16 protein-coding genes and 1 tRNA gene are annotated in these 23716 nt (G+C 71.9%); 13 read left to right on the top strand and 4 right to left on the bottom strand.

All coding sequences use genetic code 11. The features are described from left to right. Nucleotides 1–760: 760 nt before the first annotated feature. The 4 genes from topA (at nucleotide 761) to BL253_RS25550 (ending at nucleotide 8992) form a co-directional block, all read left to right on the top strand. Nucleotides 761–3781, top strand: a complete 3021-nt coding sequence (gene topA / locus BL253_RS25565) for a type I DNA topoisomerase (protein ID WP_076819823.1) — start codon at nucleotides 761–763, stop codon at nucleotides 3779–3781. Then, on the top strand, nucleotides 3781–6354 hold the full coding sequence (locus tag BL253_RS25560) for a bifunctional MFS transporter/dTMP kinase (RefSeq protein WP_241835114.1): 2574 nt from the start codon (nucleotides 3781–3783) through the stop codon (nucleotides 6352–6354). The genes topA and BL253_RS25560 overlap by 1 nt, the downstream gene beginning before the upstream one ends. Beyond that, nucleotides 6351–7688: a DNA polymerase III subunit delta' gene (locus BL253_RS25555; RefSeq protein WP_076819822.1), complete on the top strand. Its 1338-nt coding sequence runs from the start codon at nucleotides 6351–6353 to the stop codon at nucleotides 7686–7688. Before BL253_RS25560 ends, BL253_RS25555 begins: the two co-directional genes overlap by 4 nt. 197 nt (nucleotides 7689–7885) lie before the next feature. Then, nucleotides 7886–8992, top strand: coding sequence for a PSP1 domain-containing protein (locus BL253_RS25550; protein WP_076819884.1), 1107 nt, complete (start codon nucleotides 7886–7888; stop codon nucleotides 8990–8992). A gap of 93 nt (nucleotides 8993–9085) precedes the next feature. On the opposite strand, the gene BL253_RS25545 is transcribed toward BL253_RS25550, so the two are convergent. Further along, nucleotides 9086–9811: a response regulator transcription factor gene (locus BL253_RS25545; protein WP_071052176.1), complete on the bottom strand. Its 726-nt coding sequence runs from the start codon at nucleotides 9809–9811 to the stop codon at nucleotides 9086–9088. 446 nt (nucleotides 9812–10257) lie between these two features. Here BL253_RS25545 and BL253_RS25540 point away from each other — a divergent pair. The 4 genes from BL253_RS25540 (at nucleotide 10258) to BL253_RS25535 (ending at nucleotide 13110) form a co-directional block, all read left to right on the top strand. After that, nucleotides 10258–10329 (top strand) — tRNA-Thr (locus BL253_RS25540). A gap of 741 nt (nucleotides 10330–11070) precedes the next feature. Further along, nucleotides 11071–11244, top strand: coding sequence for a keywimysin-related RiPP (locus BL253_RS41330; protein ID WP_116438883.1), 174 nt, complete (start codon nucleotides 11071–11073; stop codon nucleotides 11242–11244). 336 nt (nucleotides 11245–11580) lie between these two features. Further along, on the top strand, nucleotides 11581–11751 hold the full coding sequence (locus BL253_RS41325) for a lasso RiPP family leader peptide-containing protein (RefSeq protein WP_116438882.1): 171 nt from the start codon (nucleotides 11581–11583) through the stop codon (nucleotides 11749–11751). Between the two features lie 93 nt (nucleotides 11752–11844). Beyond that, the gene (locus tag BL253_RS25535) at nucleotides 11845–13110 is read left to right on the top strand and encodes an FAD-dependent monooxygenase (RefSeq protein WP_076819820.1); all 1266 of its coding nucleotides are present in this window, start codon (nucleotides 11845–11847) and stop codon (nucleotides 13108–13110) included. 180 nt (nucleotides 13111–13290) lie between these two features. Here BL253_RS25535 and BL253_RS25530 read toward each other — a convergent pair whose 3' ends face one another. Next, nucleotides 13291–13833, bottom strand: coding sequence for an inorganic diphosphatase (locus BL253_RS25530; RefSeq protein ID WP_076819819.1), 543 nt, complete (start codon nucleotides 13831–13833; stop codon nucleotides 13291–13293). A gap of 585 nt (nucleotides 13834–14418) precedes the next feature. Between BL253_RS25530 and dacB the strand changes: the two genes are divergently transcribed. The 5 genes from dacB to folE all read left to right on the top strand — a co-directional run bounded on the left by dacB (nucleotide 14419) and on the right by folE (nucleotide 22321). Then, nucleotides 14419–15939: a D-alanyl-D-alanine carboxypeptidase/D-alanyl-D-alanine endopeptidase gene (dacB, locus tag BL253_RS25525; protein ID WP_076819817.1), complete on the top strand. Its 1521-nt coding sequence runs from the start codon at nucleotides 14419–14421 to the stop codon at nucleotides 15937–15939. 142 nt (nucleotides 15940–16081) lie between these two features. Further along, on the top strand, nucleotides 16082–17224 hold the full coding sequence (locus BL253_RS25520) for a zinc-dependent metalloprotease (RefSeq protein ID WP_076819815.1): 1143 nt from the start codon (nucleotides 16082–16084) through the stop codon (nucleotides 17222–17224). Between the two features lie 111 nt (nucleotides 17225–17335). Beyond that, on the top strand, nucleotides 17336–19132 hold the full coding sequence (gene hpt, locus BL253_RS25515) for a hypoxanthine phosphoribosyltransferase (protein WP_076819814.1): 1797 nt from the start codon (nucleotides 17336–17338) through the stop codon (nucleotides 19130–19132). 226 nt (nucleotides 19133–19358) lie between these two features. Further along, nucleotides 19359–21605 carry an ATP-dependent zinc metalloprotease FtsH gene (gene ftsH / locus BL253_RS25510; protein ID WP_076819812.1) on the top strand — a complete coding sequence of 749 codons (2247 nt, stop codon included), beginning with the start codon at nucleotides 19359–19361 and terminating at the stop codon, nucleotides 21603–21605. Further along, a complete protein-coding gene (gene folE / locus BL253_RS25505) occupies nucleotides 21602–22321 on the top strand; it encodes a GTP cyclohydrolase I FolE (protein ID WP_076819810.1) in 720 nt (239 codons plus the stop codon). Before ftsH ends, folE begins: the two co-directional genes overlap by 4 nt. A gap of 106 nt (nucleotides 22322–22427) precedes the next feature. Here the strand turns inward: folE and hisG are convergent, their stop codons facing one another. Next, nucleotides 22428–23273: an ATP phosphoribosyltransferase gene (gene hisG, locus BL253_RS25500; protein ID WP_076819883.1), complete on the bottom strand. Its 846-nt coding sequence runs from the start codon at nucleotides 23271–23273 to the stop codon at nucleotides 22428–22430. Between the two features lie 162 nt (nucleotides 23274–23435). After that, nucleotides 23436–23699, bottom strand: a complete 264-nt coding sequence (locus BL253_RS25495; protein ID WP_076819808.1) for a phosphoribosyl-ATP diphosphatase — start codon at nucleotides 23697–23699, stop codon at nucleotides 23436–23438. Nucleotides 23700–23716: the final 17 nt, after the last annotated feature.

The following is a 23716-nucleotide window of genomic DNA, read 5'->3' as shown; positions in this document are numbered from 1 at the left end:
GCGGTCTTCACCCGTACAGGCCCGATCAGGGCAGGCATTCCGACCGCCCGCAGCCGGCGCACCGGCGGCGGGCGGTCGCTGCCGTTAGGCGCCCCCACACCATGGGGACACCTCCCCGGCGTGGGGAGGTCGGTCACGTGACGCGCCCAGGGGATGGCGTACCGGCGCTGTGAGCCCTTACCGTGACGGCGGTGTCCACCCGCCGGGCCGCCGTGGTCCGGCGCGGCCAGGCCGTCTCGACCCGCTCCACCGGACACGCCGGCGCGGGCGAGGCCGGTGGCCGTGCGCGCCGGGGCCACGACAGTCCGGCGGACCTGGACAGGCACGGCCGTGACGGCGGCCGGGCATCGCCGCCGTCGGGGCCGAGGGGCCGCGGCGCGGTGACCGTGACACGGTGATAAGGAAGGTGAAGTCTGACCGGGGGGCCGGGCGCGTCCCCCCGGCGCACCCGCGTGCCACCATCGAACGCCCGCCCGGCTGTCTCGGCGGGCGGCGAGAAGCCGGCTGGGACGGCGCGGCGTACCGTGCAGCACGACACGTGCACCGGTTGCGGCGACGGCTCACCGGTTGGGGTGGGGTGGGGCCTGGTGTGGGCGCGAGCGAGCGCCCCGCCGGTCATCCGGCCCACGGCGTCCGGCCATCGCGGTGGCCGGCGGCCAGCCAGCCGGGCACCTGCCAGCCTTCGACGCCGCCAGCCAGCGACGCCACCAGCCATGAGACCGCCGACAGCGACACGAGAACAGCAGTACCGAGGAGACCAGTGCCACCGCGCGCGAAGACGACGGCCCGGACCCCGTCCCGGTCGTCCACCCCGCTAGCCGAGCCGCTCGACGTCGACGAGGACGTCCTGGATGCGGCCGAGCAGGTCGACGAGGCCGAGACGTCGCCCGGCACCGCCCGCGGCGGCGCCGGACGACGGCGGTCCACCGCCGGCGGCACGGGCACCCGGCTGGTGATCGTCGAGTCGCCCGCGAAGGCGAAGACGATCGCGGGCTACCTCGGGCCTGGCTGGCAGGTCGAGTCGAGCATCGGCCACATCCGCGACCTGCCGCGCAGCGCCGCCGACGTGCCGGCGGCGCACAAGGGCAAGCCATGGGCCCGGCTCGGGGTCGACGTCGACAACGGCTTCGAGCCGCTCTACATCGTCACCCCGGACAAGCGCCAGCAGGTCAGCAAGCTCAAGGAACTGGTCAAGGACGCGAGCGAGCTCTACCTCGCGACGGACGAGGACCGCGAGGGCGAGGCGATCGCCTGGCACCTGCTGCAGACGCTCAAGCCGACCGTGYCGGTCAAGCGGATGGTCTTCCACGAGATCACCCCGCAGGCGATCCGCCGAGCCGTCGACAGCCCGCGCGAGATCGACGAGAACCTCGTCAATGCCCAGGAGACCCGGCGCATCCTGGACCGTCTCTACGGCTACGAGGTCTCCCCCGTGCTGTGGAAGAAGGTCATGCCGAAGCTGTCGGCGGGCCGAGTGCAGAGCGTCGCGACGCGCATCCTGGTCGAGCGGGAGCGGGCGCGGATGCGTTTCCGCTCGGCGGACTACTGGAACATCGAGGGCAGGTTCGCCGCCACCGTCGGCCACGACGGCAAGGCGCCCGACTCGACCGCGCTGCCCGCGACCCTGGTCGCCCTCGACGGCCGCCGCCTCGCGACCGGCCGCGACTTCGACGCCGTGGGCAGGCTCACCTCGACCGAGGTGGTCCGCCTCGACGAGGCCGGCGCGACCGGCCTGGCCGAGCGCCTGGCCGCGACCGTCTTCGCCGTCCGCTCGGTGGAGACCAAGCCGTACCGGCGCTCGCCCTACGCGCCGTTCATGACGTCGACGCTTCAGCAGGAGGCGGGCCGCAAGCTGCGGTTCTCCAGCCAGCGCACGATGCAGATCGMGCAGAAGCTGTACGAGAACGGCTACATCACCTACATGCGGACCGACTCGACGAACCTGTCCGAGACGGCGCTGGCCGCGGCCCGCGAGCAGGCCCGCCAGCTCTACGGCCCGGAGTACGTGCCCGACGCCCCCCGGGTCTACACGAAGAAGGTCAAGAACGCCCAGGAGGCACACGAGGCGATCCGCCCCTCCGGCGACACCTTCCGCACCCCCGGCGAGGTGCGCGGCGAGCTCGACACCGACGGCTTCCGCCTCTACGAGCTGATCTGGCGGYGCACCGTGGCGAGCCAGATGGCCGACGCCCGCGGCACCAGCGCCACCATCCGCATCGGCGGCAGGTCCAGCGCGGGTGAGGACGCCGAGTTCGTCGCCAGCGGCAAGGTCATCACCTTCCCCGGCTTCCTGCGCGCCTACGTCGAGGGCGCCGACGACCCGGACGCCGAGCTCGAGGACCGCGAGACCAGGCTGCCCGACGTCCGCCAGGGCGACCAGCTGGCCACCCGGCAGCTCACCCCACGCGGCCACTCCACCAGCCCGCCGCCCCGGTTCACCGAGGCGAGCCTGGTCAAGACGCTGGAGGAGCTGGGCATCGGCCGGCCGTCCACCTACGCGTCGATCATCGGCACGATCCAGGACCGCGGCTACGTGTGGAAGAAGGGCACCGCGCTGGTGCCGAGCTTCATCGCGTTCGCCGTCGTGGGCCTGCTGGAGGACCACTTCGGCCGGCTGGTCGACTACCGGTTCACCGCGTCGATGGAGGACGACCTCGACGACATCGCCGCCGGCACGGCGGCCTCGACGGACTGGCTGACCCGCTTCTACTTCGGCGACGGCACCCCCGCCGCGGCCGGCGACGGCACGGCGGTCGCCGCCGCCGGGAGCAACGGCAAGGCGGCCAGCGGCGCGAACGGCAAGATCGCCGCCGACGCGGGGCTCAAGCACCTCGTCAGCGAGCGGCTCGGCGAGATCGACGCCCGCGAGGTCAACTCGATCCCGCTCGGCGAGGACGACGACGGCGTCTCGGTGGTGGTCCGGGTAGGCCGCTACGGCCCGTACGTCCAGTACGGCGAGCGGCGCGCCAGCGTGCCAGAGGACCTGCCACCGGACGAGCTGACGATCCCGAAGGCGCTCGAGCTGCTCGAGGCGCCGTCCGGTGACCGGGCCCTCGGCGTCGACCCCGAGACCGGGGCGACCGTCACCGCGAAGGCGGGCCGCTACGGTCCGTACGTCACCACCGACACCGACCCGCCGCGGACCGCGAGCCTGCTGTCGACCATGTCGCTGGAGACGGTCACCCTCGACGACGCCCGCAGGCTGCTCACGCTGCCGAGGGTGCTCGGCGCCGGCGAGGACGGCGAGGAGATCACCGCCCAGAACGGCCGCTACGGCCCCTACGTGAAGAAGGGGACGCAGAGCCGCTCCCTGGAGTCCGAGGAGCAGCTGTTCACGGTGACCCTGGAGCAGGCCCTCGCGCTGCTGGCGCAGCCGAAGACCCGCGGGCGGCGCAGCGCGGCCGAGACCCCGCCGCTGCGTGAGCTCGGGCCCGACCCGGCGAGCGGCAAGCCGGTCGTGCTCAAGGAGGGTCGTTTCGGCCCGTACGTGACCGATGGCGAGACCAACGCGAGCCTGCGCAAGGGCGACGAGATCGCGACCCTGACGATCGAGCGTGCCGGCGAGCTGCTCGCGGACAGACGCGCCCGCGGTCCCGCCACCCCGCGCCGGACGTCCAGCCGGTCGGGCACGGGATCCGGCGCCAAGGCCGCCAAGCCGGCGGCGGGCGCGGCCAAGGCGAAGTCCACCGCCAAGGGCAAGACGACGGCGAAGGCGGGCACCGGCACGCGCGCCGCCACCAAGCGGCCAGCCGGATCCGGCGGCACCAGCGAGGCTGGCTGATGGTCCCCGACCACGGGGACGAGAAGGACAATCGGGCCGCGGCGGGCCTGATGCCCGAGCCAGGACACGCGGGCGGCCCGGACGGGCCGCCCGCGAACGATGTGGGGACGGCGGGGGCCGCGCCAGCCCGGTCCGTCGGCGGCCCGGGCGGCGGGTTAACGGAGCGCCGCCCGCGCCGCGCCGGCTGGGCCGTCAAGACAGTCGGCCAGCATCCGGTCACCAGCGTGCCGGAGCCTCCGGAACGGCGCGCGCCAGCGAGCTCCGACGAGGGCGACGTGCGCGCGGTGCTGCGCATCCCGGAGTTCCGCCGGCTGTGGATCCAGCTGGGGCTGTCCAGCCTCGGCGACTGGATGGGCCTGCTCGCGACCACCGCGATGGTCACCCAGCTGCAGCACGGCTTCTCCGGCCAGGCGTACGCGCTCGGCTCCCTGCTGATCATCCGGCTGGCGCCCGCGCTGATCTTCGGCCCGCTGGCCGGCGCGGTCGCCGACAAGTTCGACCGCCGGCTGGCCATGGTGGTCACCGACCTGCTGCGCTTCGGGCTGTTCCTGTCGATCCCGATCATCGGCACGCTGGCCTGGCTGTTCATCGCGTCGTTCCTGATCGAGTGCGTGACTCTTCTGTGGGCGCCGGCCAAGGAGGCGAGCGTCCCGCACCTGGTGCCGAAGGAGCGGCTGGCGGCGGCGAACACGCTCAGCCTGCTCACCACCTACGGCAGCGCCCCGGTGGCGGCGGCGATCTTCGCGCTGTTGGCGACCCTGTCGCGAAGCCTGGCGCCGGATCACCCGTACTTCCGGGACTCGTCGGTCGACATCGCGCTGTACTTCAATGCCGCGACCTTCCTGGCCTCGGCGGTGGTGATCTGGGGGCTGAAGTCGATCGGCAAGGCGACGCGCCCGGAACGCGGCCCGGAGCCGGGCTTCTTCGCCTCCATCACCGAGGGCTGGAAGTTCGTCGGCAACGACCGGCTGGTGCGGGGCCTGATCATCGGCATCCTCGGCGGATTCGCCGGCGCCGGCTGCGTCATCGCACTGGGCAAGCTCTACGTCCAGATCCTCGGTGGCGGGGACGCGGCCTACGGCGTGCTGTTCGCGGCCGTCTTCATCGGCCTCGCCACGGGCATGGCCGCCGGGCCGAAGCTGCTCGGCGACTACAGCCGCACTCGCCTGTTCGGGGTCTGCGTCACCGGCGCCGGCATCACGCTGGTGTTCGTCGCGATCATCCCGAACCTGGTGCTGGCCTGCATCCTCGTCGTCCTGGTGGGCATGTTCGCCGGGGTGGCGTGGGTGACCGGGAACACCCTTCTGCAGRCCGAGGTGGCCGACGAGCTGCGCGGGCGCACCTTCGCGCTCGTGCAGTCGCTGGTACGCGTCGACCTGCTGCTGGTGCTGGCCGTCGCGCCGGCGCTGGTCGGCCTGATCGGCTCGCACAGCGTGCACCTCTGGGGCGACGTCAACGTCAGGGCCGACGGCGTGACCTTCGTGCTGCTCGGCGGTGGTGTGCTCGCCATCGTCGTGGGCCTGTTCGCCTACCGGGAGATGGACGACCACTCCGGGGTACCCGTCCTCCCGGAGCTGTGGAACGCGCTGCGCGGCCGCAGGCAGAACCGCCGGCCACGCCATGCCGGCCTGTTCGTCGCGATCGAGGGAACGGACGCCGCCGCGCGGGCGGACCAGCTCGAGGCGCTGCGCTCGTGGCTTACCGAGACGGGGCACGAGGTGGTGGTCGCCTCGGACGCGGTGATCGCCGCGCCGCTGGAGGCGTCCCTGCGCCAGCTGCAGGCAGACCCGTCGGCGGCGCTGCACCCCCGCACCGAGGCCCTGCTCGCGGCGGCGGCCAGGGCCGAGCACGTCGCCAGGGTGATCGAGCCGGCGCTCGCGCGCGGCGCCGTGGTCCTCACCGACCACTACGTCGACTCGACGATCGCGCACCAGAGCGCCGCGAGCTGTGCCGCCCTGGGCGAGCTGACCGTGCTGGCCCAGTGGGCGACCATGTCGCTGCTCCCCGACGTCACGGTCTTGTTGGACACCGAGACGGACGCGGAGACGGACGCGGACATGGACGCCGACACCGCGGCGGCGGACGCGCACGCGGGCATGAGCGAGCCTGGCTTCCCTGCCCCTGGATTCCTGAACGGCCCGGCGGACGGCCAGGTGGCGGCCGATCGACGGTGGACGAGCTCGCGCGGCCCGAGGTTCGACGAGGAGGTCCGCGCCGCCTACCTGCGGCTCGCGGACGAGGAGTCGCATCGCTACCTGGTGCTCGACCGCGCCGCGCCGGCGGGCGAGCTGCGCGCCCGGATCCGCCAGGAGGTCGCCCGCCGCCTCGGGGACTCCACTCTCAGCGCCATCGGCGACACGGACAGCCCCGCGGCGACGGCCACCGCTGGCGGCCCGGAGCTGGCGGCCGTCGCCGCGGGCGGAACCGGCCCTGACCGTCCGACGGGCACCGGGCACGGCGACGACCTCGACCGGCGCGGGGGCGGCGAGCGGCACGGCGTCGGCGACCGGCGCAGCCCGATCATGGATACCGGAGCGCCCGGCTCCACTCGGTTCCCGGAGGGCTCGGCGTGAGCGTCTGGGAAGCGCTCACCGGCCAGGACGCGGTCGTCGACACCCTCGCCACGGCCGCCGCGGCGGCCGCGCTCATCGGCGGCCCGGACGGCGCCATCGCGGCCGCCAGGGCGGGGATGACCCATTCCTGGCTGTTCACCGGCCCCTCCGGCGCCGGCCGCGTCGACGCCGCCAGGGCCTTCGCCGCCGCTCTGAGCTGCGAACGCGCCTCGGCGGCCAGAGCGGCGGAGGCCGCCAACGCGCCGGATGCCGCCGAAGCCGCGGGAACGGCCGGAGAGCCGGGGGTGCCCGACGAGCCGGTGGGCCCGTCTGGTTGCGGCGAGTGCGTCGGCTGCCACACCGTCCTCACCGACACGGCGGCCGACCTGCGCACGGTGCGCGCGGAGGGGCTCTCGCTCGGCGTCCAGGACGTGCGGGCACTGGTCAGGGACGCGGCGAGCGCCCCGACCAGTGGCCGGTACCGGATCCTGCTCATCGAGGAGGCGGACCGGCTCACGGATTCCGCCGCGAACGCCCTGCTCAAGGCGTTGGAGGAACCGGCCGAGCGGTCCGTGTTCCTTCTGTGCGCGCCCTCGGTGGACGATGTGATCCCCACGATCCGGTCTCGATGCCGAGTGGTGGCGCTACGGCTGCCGTCCGTCGACGACATCGTCAACGCGCTGCTGCGCGACGGCGTCGACGGGCGGACGGCGCACGTCGCGGCGAGGGCGTCGCAGGGCCACCTCGGCCGGGCCCGCCTGCTCGCCGTCGACGAGCGGGCCAGGGCGGGGCGTGCCCAGGTACTGGCGGTGCCTGGCCGGCTCGGCCGCGCGGCCGACTGCCTGAGCGCCGCCGCCGATCTCGTCGCCGCGGCGAACGCCGACGCCGACACGGCGAACACCGAGCGGGACGAGGCGGAGACGGAGGCCCTGCGCACGGCGCTCGGCGTCGGCGCGACCTCGTCCGGCGCCACGGGACGCTCGAAACGGGCGACGAAGGCGGCGCCCAAGGCCAGGACGATGATGATCCGCGGCGCCGCCGGAGCGCTCAAGGACCTGGAGAAGTCGCAGAAGAGCCGCGGCCGGCGCACGGTGCTCGACTCGCTCGACCGGACGTTGCTGGACCTCGCGGGTCTCTACCGGGACGTGCTCGCCCACCAGCTCGGCGCGACCGTCGACCCGGTCAACCCCGACGCCGCCGCCGAGATCAGCCGGCTCGCCGCCACGGCAACCCCGGAACGCACCCTGCGCCGTCTGGAGGCGGTCCTGGCGACCAGGGACTCGCTCGCCGCCAACCCGGGCCTCGTCGCCCAGCTCGCCGTCGAATCCCTGACCCTGGCCCTCCGGGACGCCTGAGACCGGACGAACCGGGTGCTTCGGCGAGAACGCGGACGTACGCTCAGGGCGAACGGCGATTTCCGCCACATTCGGTGAGGTCGGAGTGACCTGACCGGATGTACGGCCGGGCCCACGTGGCCGGCATGGCCGGCTCGTGCTGGTGCCGGGCCGCGCCGCGGCGCCTCGCGGCGGACACGACAGGACGGCGGGCACGCATGTCGATGATGTGCGCGGTGGCCTTCTCGCCCCGCGGGAAGCTGTACTACGCCGACCCAGGGCGGCTGGCGCCCCGCGTCGGCGACCGGGTGCTCGTCCCCACCGACGAAGGCCCGGCGGTCGCGACCTGCATGTGGGCGCCGCAGTGGGTGAGCGACGACATCGGCCACCTGCCGGTCCTCGCCGGGTTCGCGGCCGACGACGACGTGGAGCGGGACCAGGTGTCCCGGCGGCGACGCGCCCAGGCGAGGGTCGCGGCCAAGCGGCTGGTCCGTGAGCACGGCCTTCCCATGAAGATCATCGGTGTCGACCACATCGACGCGTCGGACACGTTCACGATCTACTTCACCGCCGACGGACGGGTCGACTTCCGCGCTCTCGTCCGTGAGCTGAATCGGACGCTGGACACTCGGGTTCTCCTGCGCCAGCTGTCCGCCAGGGACAGCGCGAAGCTGCAGGGCGGCATCGGGTCGTGCGGCAGGGAGCTGTGCTGCTCCACGTTTCTCACCGACTTCGAGCCGGTGAGCATCCGGATGGCCAAGGACCAGAACCTGGCACTCAACCCGCTGAAGATCAGCGGCGCCTGCGGCCGGCTGATGTGCTGCCTGCGCTACGAGCACCCGCTGTACGAGGAGTTCGCCGCCGCCGTCCCCGCCGTGGGCTCCCGGGCGAGCACTCCCGACGGCCCGGGCAGGGTGATCGGCCACGATGTGCCCCGCCAGCAGGTGACGGTGGCGCTCGACGCGGGCGGGCGGCGCGCCTGCGACCGGGCCGACGTCTGCTCGTCCCGCAAGACCCACGAAGCCGCCTATCCGGCCACCGTGGGCCCCGGATGCGGTTCCGCCAGCACGCCCGAGGACGGGAGCCGGAACGGCAGTCAGACTGAGGGCCCCGATCAGAACGGCGAGGAGCGCCCCGACGCCTTCGCCGCGCACCAGCGCATGGACACGCCGGACGCCGCCGCCCGGGAGGCCGCCGTGCCCGGCGCCGTCTCACAGCCGGATGAGGCCAGCCGGAACGAGACGAGCCAGGAGCCGCCGGCCGGCGACGGTGGGCACCGACGGATCCGCCGACGCGCCCGTCCCCGCCACTTCGGCTCGGACTGAGACGGCGGGCGCCATACAGCTATGACCCGGTGGAGTCCTCCGGCCTTCTGGGCGCGGAGGACTCCACCGGGTCAGGGAATCACGAAGTTGGGCTCACGGGTCGAAGCGGTAGCCCATGCCGCGCAGCGTGGTGACCAACCGGCGCTGCGGCGGCCGGCCCTCGACCTTGGTGCGGACCCGCCGGACGTGCTCCGTCACGGTCGCGGGGTCCTGGAACCGAGTGCCCCAGACCTGCTCGAGCAGCTCCTCCCGGCTGAACACCCGGCGCGGATGACGGGCCAGGAAAGCGAGCAGCTCGTACTCACGGGCGGTCAGGTCGATCCGCTCGCCGGCCACCGCGACCTCGCGGGCACGCAGGTCGATCGACACGTCGCCGTAGATCAGCGGCTCGTTGCCATCCCCGCTGCGCTGGGGGGGCGCCTCCACCGGGCGGCGGCGCAGCCGGGCGCGAACCCTGGCCACCAGCTCGCGCAGCGAGTAGGGCTTGACGACATAGTCGTCGGCCCCGAGCTCCAGGCCGACCACCCGGTCGACCTCTTCAGCCCGACCGGTCAGCATGATCACCGGTACTTCGCTCGTCTGCCGCAGCCGACTGAGCACGGCGAAGCCGTCCATTCGCGGCATTGCTACATCAAGTACAACCAGGTCGATCTCCGTCGTCTGAAACAGGCGGAGTGCGGTCTCGCCATCGGCCGCCTCCAGCACGCGGTACCCGAATCGCTCAAGACTGCGCGCGAGTGCGACGCGCGATGCTTCATCATCTTCCGCGACGAGCAGCGAGGCCCCTCGCGTCGTCGTCGCAGTTGCTTCCCCGGTCATGGCGAAACCCTACGCAACCTCTCCAGTGCCACTGCGAGCGGGGTCGCATTTGACGAATTTCGGTCGACTGACGACACCACATCGACACGCACATGTGATCAAGCCAAAGCTTTCCGTAACGGATCCCCTACCCAAACCCCGARCCGCACATCAACCCGTCACCGGACGATCGGGACACCCACCATCACATCCGACCCACCGCGACCAGACAAGACGCCCGGCGCCAGYCGGCCGGCGCTCACCCCCAACCCACCGTCGCCGACCGAGTTCGAAGATCGAGACCGAGACAGCCGGTGACGACGCCGGCCCGGCGGCGACGCGCCTACCCGAGCCGGGACCAGAGCCATCGGCCGGCCACAAGATCGCAGAAACGCGGCCGGGCCACACACGTCGCCTTCGTCATCTCATCTGGCATACTCGGAGCCGCGCCAGCCTCGCTGGACCATGCCGAAGTAGCTCAGTGGCAGAGCAATCGCCTCGTAAGCGATAGGTCGCGGGTTCAATCCCCGCCTTCGGCTCGCGCCGGGGCCGCCTGCTCGCAGTCCTGATGGACTGCTTCGCCGGGGGCCGTCATGTTGCCCCGGGGCCGAGCCCCGGACCCCACGCCAAGGGGCTTCGCCCCCTGGACCCCCCTCGCGTACCGCTCGGTCCAACTCACCACCAAACACGCCACCACACAGCTTTCCCAGCACCGACCCGGGCTCGCACCGCCTGCTCGCAGCCCTGATGGACTGCTTCGCCGCGGGCCGTCATGGTGCCCCAGCCCCTCCCGTGCTGCCTTCGGCGGTGGCCATCGCCATTCGGCAAGCTCTTGAGCGCGGGTGGCAGCCTGGCCGCCCCAGATCGCCGTTCATGCTCGATCTCGGACGATGACCGCCAGCATCCCATCCGCTTCGCCGCCGGCTCCGCACGCCGACATCTGCGTGAGACCGGCCCACGGGTCGGTCGTCAAAGAGATCAGCATCGGCCACCTGCCGAGGGTCACGCGCTGATCGCGCGTCGAGGGTTTGGGGCCGCGGAATTCATTTCTCGGCCGGATCCGGTTGTGGCGGCGGGGTCGGCCGGCGGAAAGAAAGTGATTGGCCGACCATGCTCAGGGTGCTGAACCGAGGATGAACCGATCGGTGGCAGGCTGATGGTGGTCGGTCACAAGTYGTCATAGAAAAATGATCTGGTCGGCGGGCTGAATGTCCGCCGGTTTTATTGCCCGGCCGGCCGAAAACCGAAAGGCGACATCACCACCAGATGGAGGAACCGTTATGAAGACTGCATACCACGCGCCCACCCTCCTCGATGCCGGATCCTTCCGCGAGCGCACCCACGGCTGGGGCGGTGGCGGCTGGGGCGGCGGCTGGGGTGGTGGCTGGGGTGGTGGCTGGGGCTGGGGCGGCGGCTGGGGCGGCTGGGGAGGCGGCTGGGGCTGGGGCTGGTAAGCCCGCCCATCTCGCAACCGCGCTGTTCTGACGCGCGTCCCGTGGCGGTGGCCGTCGGCCACCGCCACCCCCATCTCAGCGGCCCTGGCCAAGGGGACCAGTTGTTCGACTGACCAACGATGCCCGCCCTTTCGGGTTGCCTCTTGGGAATTCACTGATCCTTTCGAGCCCGAAGCGGCGGTACGCAGCGTAGTGAACCTCTGGTGAACCGAGAGGTGGAAGGCTACTGATGGTCGGTTACAAGCGGCGCGAATAGCCGATCGGAACAGGTGGGTTGTCACCAGACTGTACCTGGATGACCCGCTGAAAGGTGACATCACAGAGGGAGGAACCGCTGTGAAGGCTATGTATAGGGCGCCGGCCCTCCAGGACGTGGGGTCCTTCCGCGAGCGGACCCACGGATTTGGCTTTGGCGGCATCGGCTTCGGCGGCTGGGGAGGCGGCTGGGGCTGGGGAGGCTGGGGCTGGGGAGGCGGCTGGGGCGGAGGCTGTGGCTGGGGCTGGTAGGCCCGTTCCTCCCACAATCGCGTCGCCCTGACGCATCCCTCGTGGCGGTGGCCCTGTCGGCCGCCGCCACCTCTATCTCCGAGGTTCCTTCCTATGAAGATCGTCTGTGTTGGCGGCGGCCCGGCGGGGCTGTACTTCGCGATCCGGGCAAAACTGCGGGATTCCAGCCACGACATCACCGTGCTCGAACGCGACCGGCCAGGGGCCACCCACGGCTGGGGGGTCGTCTACTGGGAATCGCTGCTGGGCTGTCTGTTCCGCGGCGACCCGGTCAGCGCGCGCGAGCTGCGGGCGGCGTCGACCCTGTGGCGGGGCCAGCACGTCAGCGTCGGCGGCCCACGACCCGCCTACCTGCCTGGCTACGGGTACAGCATCCAGCGCGCGACCCTGCTCGACGTGCTCGCGCGCAGGGCGATCGAGCTGGGCGTCGACGTGCGGTACCGCCGGCATGTGGCCGACGCCGACGACCTGAGCGTGCTCATGGCGGAATCCGATCTGGTGGTCGCGGCCGACGGGGCGAACAGCCAGGTACGACGGCTAGCCGGCCAGGACGCCTTCGGTACCCAGCTTGAAGCCGGAACCAACCAGTACATCTGGCTTGGTACGGACCGCCGATTCGAGAACTTCATGTTCGCGTTCGAGCGCACGGAACCCGGTTGGATCTGGTTCCACGCCTATCCCTCGGCCGCCGACATCAGCACCTGCATCGTCGAGTGCGCCCCCCAGACCTGGACCGGCCTGGGTCTCGACCGGCTGAGCGACGCGGATGGCTGCCAGCTCCTGGAAGGCATCTTCGACGCGCCGCTCGGCGGGCACCGACTGATCAGCGACTGCCATGGCCGGCCGRCACGCTGGCAACGGTTCACCCACGTCACCACTCGCACCTGGCTGCACGAGAACATCGTCCTGCTGGGCGACGCCGCCCACACCACCCATTTCACCCTGGGTTCTGGCACGGCTCTCGCAATCATGGACGCGATAATGCTGGAACGTTTCCTCCACGGACGCGCGGACGTCGCCACGGCACTGCGGGACTTCGACCGCTCCGGACACGCGGCGCTGGGACCGCTGCAGGAGCGGGCCCGGATCAGCATGTCGTGGTTCGAGGGTGTCGACGGCGAGCTCAACCGCCTGCGTGACACCACCCAGCCCGCGGACCGCGGGCGCCCTTCCATCGACGTAGCACCGGACCCGCTGGCGTTCGCGTTCAGGATGGCCTCCCGACAGGGCGACGAGACGCCCCTGCGTTACCAGATGCTGCGAGCGGCCCAGCTTCCGGCGGTACAGGCCATCGATCAACAGGCGGGCCGCGGCACGCGCTGGCTGCTCGACAAGCGCCGCGCCCTGGTCACCCGGTAACGCTCACCGCCGAAGCCACCCGCCCGCGTCCGCGGCTCCGCCCCGGCCCAACCCTCGAAATCGCGATCATGCCCGCGCGGGACCGCGGCCGGCGCGAGGATGACGGAATTGGAGAAAATGGGAAAGGCCCCGGTGGTTCGAAGAACCAGCCGGGGCCTCGCGATACGAGATGGCGACGAGTCAGGCGGACTGAGCCTCGTCGACGACCGGCTCGGCCGGTTCCGCGTGCTCGTGTCCCTCGGTCTCCATCCGCTTGACCGAGGCGAGGATCTCGCGCTCGGCGTCGGCGCGGCCGACCCAGCTCGCTCCCTCGACCGACTTTCCGGGCTCCAGGTCCTTGTAGACCTCGAAGAAGTGCTGGATCTCCAGCCGGTCGAACTCCGGCAGGTGACGGATGTCACGCAGGTGCTCCTGGCGGACGTCGGCCACCGGCACGCAGAGGACCTTGTCGTCCGGGCCCTTCTCGTCGGTCATCTGGAACATGCCGATCGTCCGGCAGCGCACCAGGMAGCCCGGGAAGGTGGGCTCCTCGAGCAGCACCAGCGCGTCCAACGGGTCGCCGTCGCGGCCGAGAGTGCCCTCGATGAACCCATAGTCGGACGGGTAGTGGGTGGATGTGAACAGCATCCGGTCAAGCCGGATCCGCCCCGTGTGGTGATCCATCTCGTACTTGTTGCGCTGCCCCTTGGGGATCTCGATGGTCACGTCGAACTCGAGGTCCACGCCGCTCCCTGTCTCCTTCTTATTCGGTGGCTCGGCCCTGGCGGGCCGGCTCGTCTTCCATCGTCCCGGCCCAGGTCTCGCGACCGGTACCGGCTTCCCGCGCGGACCGACCCTGAGGCCGGCCGTGTCCAGGGCGACCCGCCACACAGCGCGGCTGGTCGGCCAAGTTCGTGAAACCGTGCCTTCGTCCAGTGTCGGCGGACTTCCCACAGGCCGCAGCTCCGGCGATGTGGCCTATCCCACCTACCGGGCCTTCGCCGACGCGCGCCGGTTGCGCGGGTGGCCTGGACGCCGCTCCATCGCCAACGCTGGCCCTGACGTCGCTACCCGACCACTCCCCCGAACGCGCCGCCCCACGCGGTCGCGCGTGCGGGTCAAGTATCGAAAACTCTCTCCAGTTCACCCTGCCCTGGCGTTCGACCGCGCCCTCCACCGATCCGCGGCATCCTGCCCGGTTGTTCACCCCCGTCGGGCAAAAGCCCGACATCGGGGGCCAGGGGTCATCCCCCGGAGCAATATCGCAAACCCGGAAAGCCGCCCACGTTCAGGGAACACACCTCGCCGCCGGCGCCTTAAGCTCGCCCAATGACGGGTGCGCGGGCTGGCGGCCTGACAGCGCTGACCGGCGCGTTGCTCGCCGGGTCCCTGTCCATATCGTCCACGCCGGGCGAGGCACCAACACCGACGGTACCGCGCGTCACGGCGCCCGCCCTGGCCGGCCCGCGGGCGGACAGCCCCATGCCCGACCAGGCCACGCTGGCCGCCCGGCTCGCCGGGCCGCTGGGCAATCCGGCGCTGGGCAGCCCGGCCGGGATCGTCGTCGACGCGCTGTCCGGCAAGGTGCTGTTCGACGTCAGGTCCACCGTGCCGACCGCGCCGGCGTCGACGTTGAAGACCGCCGTCGCCGCGGCCGCTTTGCGAACCTTCGCCCCGGACGCCCGGCTGACCACGCGGGTCGTCTACCTTCCGCCCGCCGGCGCGTCGACGGGTGCCGGCGGCGCGACGGGCCCCGCGACGCCGACCGGCGCCGCGTCGACCGGCACGGCCTCGACCGGCGGCACGCTCTGGCTCGTGGGCGCCGGCGACCCGACGCTGACCGCCGCGGCCGACCCCACCGGCTACCCAGCGAGTACGAGCGCCCGTCTATCGACGCTCGCGGCCCAGGTGCGTGCCGCCGGGATCACGTCGGTTGACCAGGTCGTCGGGGACGGCAGCCTGTTCTCCGGACCGGGGACGGCACCCGGCTGGAACGACACCTATGTCGCCGAAGGCGATGTCACCCCCGTCTCCGCGCTGGAGGTCGACGCCGGCCGCTCCCAGCCCGGCTCGATCGGACCGCGCAGCCCGACCCCGGACGCGGCCGCGGCCGCCGCGTTCGCCACCGCGCTGCGGGGCGCCGGCGTCTCGGTCGGTTCGACCGGGACCGGAGCCGCCGACCCGGCGGCGAGGCCGGTCGCCACAGCCGACAGCCCCCCCATCCCGATGCTGGTGGAGCGGATGCTGACCGACTCGGACAACGACCTGGCCGAGAGCCTCGGCCGGCTGGTCGCCCACGCCCGCGCCCTGCCGACGACGTTCGCCGGCGCGACGGCCGCGGTCGGCAAGGCGCTGGCCGATCTCGGGATCGACACCACCGGGATGTCGCTGGCCGACGTGAGTGGACTGTCCATCAACAATCTGATCCCGCCGCGCACGGTGATCGAGATCCTGCGGACCGCGACGCTGCCGCATCACCCCGAGCTGCGCACCCTGCTCACCGGCCTGCCGGTGGCGGGCTTCTCCGGGACGCTCGGAGACCGTTACGGCGGCGTGGACACCGCCGCGGCCGCCGGCGATGTCCGGGCCAAGACCGGAAGCCTCCGCATCGTCACCAGCCTGGCCGGGGAGCTCGTCGACGCGGACGGCCGGCTGCTCCTGTTCGGCTTCTTCGCGCCCGTCCAGGAGTCCCCCATGGCCAAGGCGAGCCTCGACCGGGCCGCGGCGGCGCTCGCGTCCTGCTGCGGATCCGCCGACGCCGTCAGGGCCGGTGGAAAGCCCGCCTCGGACGCGGGAACGCCGTCCGCCGGGGAAACCATCGCGGCGCCCAGCCCGCCGCCGGCCGGATAGCCGATCGGCCAGGCCCCGGACAGGGTCAGGTCGAGGGACACCCAGGCGGAGCGTCCCGTTGGTACACATGAGTGGAGAACGAGCCAGGAAACATGATCGGATGGCACTCACCGGGTACCCTTGCCCTGTGGATGCRCAGCCGGTGGACAGGCAGCCCGTCGACTGGGACCTGGCGGTGGCGACAGCACGCAAGCTCGTCCGTCCGGGCCCGCAGCTGACGCGGGCGGAGGCCGACGAGGTCGTGACCGAGCTGCGCAGGCTGGCCGTCGAGGCCGAGCGGCACGTCGAGGACTACACACATCTGCGGCCGCCGGCCGCCGCGGTCACACCCATCGCCGTGGTCGACCGGCCCGAATGGGCCCGGTCGAACGTCGCCGGCCTGCGCATGATCACGGCGCCGTTGCTGGAGCGCGTCACCGACGCGAGCAGCGGGTCGCTGTCGACCGCGGTCGGCCGCCGGGTGACCGGCGTGCAGCTCGGCTCGGCACTGGCATACCTCGCCGGCAAGGTCCTCGGCCAGTACGAGGTGTTTCTCCCGCCGGAGGAGTACGGGCCGACGCCCACCGTCGCCGCGGCTCGCGACGACGCCGTCGCGGCCGACGGCACCGGGCCGGTGGGCCGGCTGAGCCTGGTCGCGCCGAACATCGCGCACGCCGAGCGGCAGCTGTCCGTCGTCCCCCGCGACTTCCGGCTGTGGGTGTGCCTGCACGAGCAGACGCACCGCAGCCAGTTCACCGCGGTGCCGTGGCTGCGGGCCCATCTCGAGTCCGAGATCGGCGCCTTCATCGAGGCGACCGACCTCGATCCCGACGTGCTCGCCGACCGGATGCGCTCGGCCGTGGCGGCGCTGCGCGGCGCCGTGCGCGACCGCGGCCAGGATGCCCCCAGCGTCGTCGAAGCCCTGCAGACCCCGGCCCAGCGTGCCGTGCTCGACCGCCTCCAGGCGCTGATGACCCTGCTCGAGGGGCACGCCGACCAGGTGATGGACGCCGTGGGGCCCAAGGTGGTGCCGACTGTCGCCGACATCCGGGCGAAGTTCGACACCCGCCGCTCCGGCGGGTCACCGCTCGACCGGTTCGTCCGCCGGCTGCTAGGCCTGGACATGAAACTGCGCCAGTACCGGCAGGGCGGTGCCTTCGTGCGCGCCGTGGTCACCGAGGCCGGCGTCGACGGGTTCAACCTCGTCTGGGAGTCACCCGCGGCGCTGCCCAGCCAGGCCGAGATCGCCGATCCGGGTGCGTGGATGGCTCGCGTGCTCGGCAGCCGGCCGTCCATTTCGGCGTAGGCCCGTAGTCTGGCCTCGATCGACGACGCCGAGGGCCGAGTCCGCCTGGCCAGGCGTGGTCAACGCCCGACGTGAGCGACGGGGGCTGTGGTAACCAGCTCGGAACAGCGGATGTACCCGCCCGGGTCGCCGGCGCCGGCGGTGGCGGCGGTGCGGCTGGCGGTGCGGCACGCCATCGCGGACCTGCCACCCGGCGCGCTGGTGCTGGTCGCCTGCTCGGGCGGCCCTGACTCGTTGGCGCTCGCGGCCGCGACGGCGTTCGTCGCGCCGCGGCGGGCACTGCGCGCCGGCCTGCTGACCGTCGACCACGGCTGGGACCCGGCGTCGCCGGCCCGGGCCGAGAAGGTCGCGCGGCAGGGCGCGGCGTTGCGGCTCGACCCGGTGGAGGTGCTGACCGCGCACTCCGCGCGCTCGGAGGGCGCGGCGCGCGACGCCCGCCGGGCGGCACTGTTCGCCGCCGCCGAGCGGTTGGGTGGCGCCGCGTTGCTGCTCGGTCACACTCTCGACGACCAGGCCGAGACCGTGCTGCTGCGGCTCGCCCGCGGCTCCGGTGCCCGAACGCTCGGGGCGATGAGCCCGCGTGACGGGCTGGTGCGCCGCCCGCTCCTGGGCCTGCGCAGGGACCACACCAGGAACGCCTGCCGCGCCGAGCGTCTCGAGCCATGGGACGACCCGACGAACGCCGACGACGCGTTCGCGCGCGCCCGGGTCCGGCACAGCCTGCTGCCGGCGCTGGAGGAGCAGCTGGGGCCGGGCATCGCCGAGGCGCTGGCGCGCAGCGCCGACCTGCTGCGCGCGGACGCCGAGGCGTTGGACGCGCTCGCCGACGACGCCTACGCCCAGCTCACCGGCCTCGCGGACGTCCCGCCGGGCGCCGTCGTCCCGGCCGGTCTTGATCTCGACGTCGGCACTCTCGGCGAGCTGCCGAGCGCGCTGCGCACCCGGGTGCTGCGGCGGGCCGCGCTGACGCTCGGGGCGTCCGCGTCGGCGTTGCGTGCCGAGCACGTCTGGGCGATGGAGGCGCTGGTCACGCGTTGGCGCGGTCAGCAGCCCGTGCCACTCCCATCGGGCGTCACCGCCCGCCGCCGAGGTGACAGGATCGCGTTGGTCGGACCTGGTAAGACCGGGTCCGGGCGCCGCGGGGCGGCGGATGGGGACTCGCGAGGCGCCAACCCCACGGAGACGGACCCGCGGCCATCGCCGCGCCGGCGCGTCGCCGGTCGGCCAGACGCCGAGGAGGGCCCGCAGGTGAGCCACGCTGACGTGAGCATGCCCGACTTCGACAACGCCCGCCTGGACGGGGACGTCGCGTCGGTCCAGGCGACCGGGACGACGATGCCGGGGGTCGCGCCCGCGCTCGCCGGCGACATCGGTGAGGTGCTGGTCAGCGCCGACGAGATCGCGCGGCGCATCGGCACGCTCGCGGCCCGGGTCGACGCGGACTACGCCGGCCGGGAGCTGCTGCTCGTCGGCGTGCTCAAGGGTGCCGTGATGGTGATGGCAGACCTGTCACGCGCGCTGCGCACCCCGGTGACCATGGAGTTCATGGCCGTGTCGTCCTACGGCTCGGCGACGTCGTCCAGCGGCGTGGTTCGCATCCTCAAGGACCTCGATCGCTCGATCGAGGGCCGGGACGTGCTTGTCGTCGAGGACATCATCGACTCCGGGCTGACGCTGTCCTGGCTGCTGAAGAACCTGCGGTCGCGGCAGCCGGCGTCACTCGAGGTGCTTGCGCTGTTCCGTAAGCCCGAAGCYATCACGGTCGACATCGATGTCCGCTATGTCGGTTTCGACATCCCGAGCGCCTTTGTGGTCGGTTTTGGCCTCGACTATGGCGAGCACTACCGGACCCTGCCGTTCGTGGGAACCCTCACTCCAGAAGCCATAGCCCGCGGCCCCCGCGTCTGACCGCCAGCTAACCGCCCGCTCCGCACCGTTACCTTGCCACGTCGGACGACCTGGAGGCGGACCGGGGCGCCCGGCCCCCGGAACACGGTGGCGCGGCGAACCGTTGCTCACATGTACGCGCGGGTGAGAGGCGCGTACCGGCGGTACCCTCGGCACAAGGGAATCCCGATCGAGGGCAGAACACACGTCAGGAGGGCGGAGTGCGCGTGTCCCGCGCTCCAGGCAGATGACTCCAAGAAGAATCTTCCGTGGCTGGGTGGTCCTGGCTCTCCTGGTCCTCCTTGTGATCTTCCTGACGACGAACGTCCTGTCGGGCCCCAAGGAGTACTCCAAGCAGAACCTGCACTTCATCCAGGCCAAGATCGCGGCTGGTCAGGTCGAGAAGGCCACGATCCAGGACTCCAAGCAGATCATCCAGATCACGACCAAGGACAACAAGAAGTACGAGTCGTCCTATGTCACGAACCAGGGCCGCTACCTCGCGGACTCTCTCAATGACAAGAACGTCACGTACGAGGTCAAGGTCGAACGCAGCAACGTCCTGGTCTCCCTGCTGCTCAACCTGCTGCCACTGGTCCTCGTCGTCGCGCTGTTCCTGTTCCTGATGAACCAGATGCAGGGCGGCGGCAACCGCGTCATGAACTTCGGCAAGTCCAAGGCCAAGCTGGTCAGCAAGGACACGCCGAAGACGACGTTCGCGGACGTGGCAGGCGCCGACGAGGCCCTCGAGGAGCTCGAGGAGATCAAGGAGTTCCTGGAGAACCCCGGGAAGTTCCAGGCGATAGGCGCGAAGATCCCCAAGGGCGTGCTCCTCTACGGCCCGCCGGGAACCGGTAAGACGCTGCTCGCCCGCGCCGTCGCCGGCGAGGCCGGGGTGCCGTTCTACTCGATCTCGGGTTCCGACTTCGTCGAGATGTTCGTCGGCGTCGGCGCGAGCCGTGTCCGCGACCTGTTCGAGCAGGCCAAGGCGAACGCGCCCGCGATCATCTTCGTCGACGAGATCGACGCGGTCGGCCGCCACCGTGGCGCCGGCCTGGGCGGCGGCCACGACGAGCGGGAGCAGACCCTCAACCAGCTGCTCGTCGAGATGGACGGCTTCGACGTCAAGGGCGGCGTGATCCTCATCGCCGCGACGAACCGGCCCGACATCCTCGACCCGGCGCTGCTGCGCCCCGGCCGCTTCGACCGCCAGATCGTCGTCGACCGCCCGGACCTGCAGGGCCGCGAGGCGATTCTCAAGGTGCACGCCAAGGGCAAGCCGATCGGCGCGGACGTCGACCTGCTCGTCATCGCCCGGCGCACTCCCGGCTTCACCGGCGCGGACCTGGCGAACGTGCTGAACGAGGCGGCGCTGCTCGCCGCCCGCGCCGACCAGAAGGTGATCTCCTCCGCGCTGCTCGAGGAGTCCATCGACCGTGTGCTCGCCGGCCCGGAGCGCAAGACCCGGGCGATGAGCGACCGGGAGAAGAAGCGCATCGCGTACCACGAGGGTGGGCATGCCCTGGTGGCGCACGCGCTGCCGAACTCCGACCCGGTTCACAAGATCACGATTCTGCCGCGCGGCCGGGCTCTCGGCTACACGATGCAGCTCCCGCTGGAGGACAAGTACCTGTCCACCCGGTCGGAGATGCTGGACAAGCTGGCTGTGCTGCTCGGTGGGCGGACGGCCGAGGAGCTGGTCTTCCGCGAGCCGACCACCGGAGCGAGCGACGACATCGAGAAGGCGACCCAGATCGCCCGCGCGATGGTCACCCAGTACGGCATGAGCGACAAGCTCGGCGCGCTGAAGTTCGGTGGCGACTCGGGCGAGGTGTTCCTCGGYCGCGAGGTCGGCCACCAGCGCGACTACTCGGAGGCCGTCGCCGGCGAGATCGACAGCGAGGTGCGCAAGCTGATCGAGGCGGCGCACGACGAGGYGTGGGAGGTGCTCAACACCTACCGCGACGAGCTGGACGCTCTCGTGCTTCGGCTGATGGACACCGAGACCCTCAGCAAGGACGACGTGCTGGAGACCTTCGCCACCGTTCAGAAGCGGCCGATCCGCGGCTACTACACGGGCGTCGGCCGGCGGGTACCGTCGGACCGTCCACCCGTGCAGACCCCCGCCGAGCTGGGCCTTGTCACCACGGACGTGGCCGACCTCGTCCATGGCGGGGGCAACGGCCACCCTGGCCAGAGGCCGCGCGACAACGGCGGAGCGCGCTCGGCCGGCGGCGGCCATGACGCGAACGGCGGCGGCAACGGGAACGCCGCCCAGGGGCTGACCAAGCCCGCGGGGGCGGGCCCGGTCACCGACCCTGGCCAGGGCCGTCACGACCCTGACCAGGGTTCCGGTGGCGGCCCGACAGGCGGCCCAGCCGGTCCCACCGGGCCGGCCGGTCCGCCGGGCGCGCCTCCGCCGGACGCTCCGCGGATCTCCAACCCGTGGGCGCCGCCGGTGTGGCCGAATGACGACGAAAGGAAACACCGTTGACGTCCGAGACCGACCAGGCGGTCCTGTCCGCTCACCTCGACGCGTCCGCTGAGCTGGCGGACGAGGTAGACGGATCAGAGACGGAGACCAGGTCAGGTTCCGGCGCCGCCGTCGCGGCCTTCCGCACCGGCAACGGCCGGGTACGCCCGTTCGACCACGACAGGGTCGCCGCGGCCGTGCGTGAGCTGCTGATCGGTATCGGGGAGGACCCGGACCGCGAAGGGCTGCGTAAGACGCCGGACCGGGTCGCCCGGGCCTACGCCGAGGCGGTCGAGGGCCTGGGCCGGGACCCGGCCGACGTGCTGACCACGGTCTTCGACGAGGGCCACGACGAGATGGTGCTGGTACGCGACATCGACTTCTCGTCGCTGTGCGAGCATCACCTGGTCGTTTTCTCGGGCAAGGCGCATGTCGCCTACATCCCGAACGAGAACGGCCAGATCACCGGGCTCTCCAAGCTCGCCCGGCTCGTCGACCTGTACGCGCGCCGTCCGCAGGTGCAGGAGCGTCTGACCTCGCAGGTCGCCGACGCGCTGGTCGACGTGCTCAAGCCGCGCGGCGTGATGGTGATCATCGAGGCGGAACACCTGTGCATGTCCATGCGCGGCGTGCGCAAGCCAGGCGCCAGCACGGTGACCTCGGCGGTCCGGGGCCAGTTCCTTAGCCCGGCGACCCGCAGCGAGGGCATGTCTCTCATCCTGGGCCACCGCCGCTAGCGACAGGCGTACGACGGCAGCGGGGCCCGGGGCGCTTGCCCCGGGCCCCGCTGCCGTCCTCGGCTCGCCCGGCACGCAGGCTGGCCAGCACGCCGTCACGGCGTCGTTACAGGCGGCAGGCCTGGATGGCGGAGACGAGAATGCCGCGGGCGCCCAGCTCCCACAGGTCATCCATCGTGCGGTTGACCTCGTCCTTCGGCACCATCGCCCGCACCGCGACCCAGCCCTCGCGCTGCAGCGGCGAGATCGTCGGCGACTCGTAGCCCGGCGTGATCTCGCAGGCCTTCTCAAGCACCACCATGGGCGCGTCATAGTCCATCATCACGTACTGGCGGGCGACCAGGACGCCCTGCACGCGGCGCAGCAACTTCTCGTGCGAAGGCGAGAGTTCCGTGCCCTGCTTGGCAATCATGATGGCCTGTGACTGCATCACCGACTCACCGACGAGCTCGAGGCCCGCGGCGCGCAGCGTGCGGCCGGTCTCGACGACGTCGGCGATGGCATCGGCGACGCCCAGACGGACCGCTGTCTCAACGGCGCCGTCAAGGGTGACGACCTCGGCCCGCAGGCCGCGGGCCGCGAAGTCGGTGCGGACGAGCTCGGGGAACGAGGTCGCGATCCTGGCCCCGTCCAGCTGGGCCACGTCGGTGATGGCGCCCTTCGGCGCCGCGTAGTGGAACGACGAGTGCCCGAAGTCGAGCGCGACCAGCTCCAGCGCGGCGACGCCGCTGTCCTGGAGAAGGTCGCGGCCGGTGATACCGACGTCCAGCCGCCCGGAGCCGACGTAGACGGCGATGTCGCGCGGCCGCAGGAAGAAGAACTCGATGTCGTTCTCAAGGTCGGCGACGACAAGCTCGGCGCCCTCGCGCTTCGCCAGATAGCCGGCGTCGCAGAGCAGTTGGCTCGAGGCGGCGGACAGCGCGCCCTTGTTCGGTACCGCGATACGCAGCATGATCATTCCATCGAGGCTGGCCGTGGCGGGGTCCGGCGCTCACGGCGGATCGGGCTCACAGCGGGTCGGGGGCTCACAGGGCTCTTCGAGGCACGCGACGTCGTCCCGCGCACCGGTCAACGCCCGCGCCGCTCCAAGGGCACACGAGCCCCGAGGCGCGGGCTACAGATGGGAGTAGACGTCCGCCGGGGTCAGACCCCGGGAGATCATCATGAGCTGGATCCAGTAGACCAGCTGGGAAAGCTCCTCKGCGGCGCGCTCACGGCTCTCATGCTCCGCCGCCATCCAGCTTTCCGCGGCTTCCTCGACCAGCTTCTTGCCGATGTGGTGCACACCCGCCTCGAGGGYGGCCACGGACCCGGACCCCGACGCCTTCTGCTCCCACTTCGCGGAGAGCTCGCCGTACAGCTCGTCAAAGGTCTTCACGACGGGCGGACCCCTGG

The organism is Pseudofrankia asymbiotica (genome assembly GCF_001983105.1).
GTDB lineage: Bacteria > Actinomycetota > Actinomycetes > Frankiales > Frankiaceae > Pseudofrankia > Pseudofrankia asymbiotica.
Note: the sequence above shows the minus strand (reverse complement) of the source record. Positions and strands in the feature narration are given on the sequence as shown.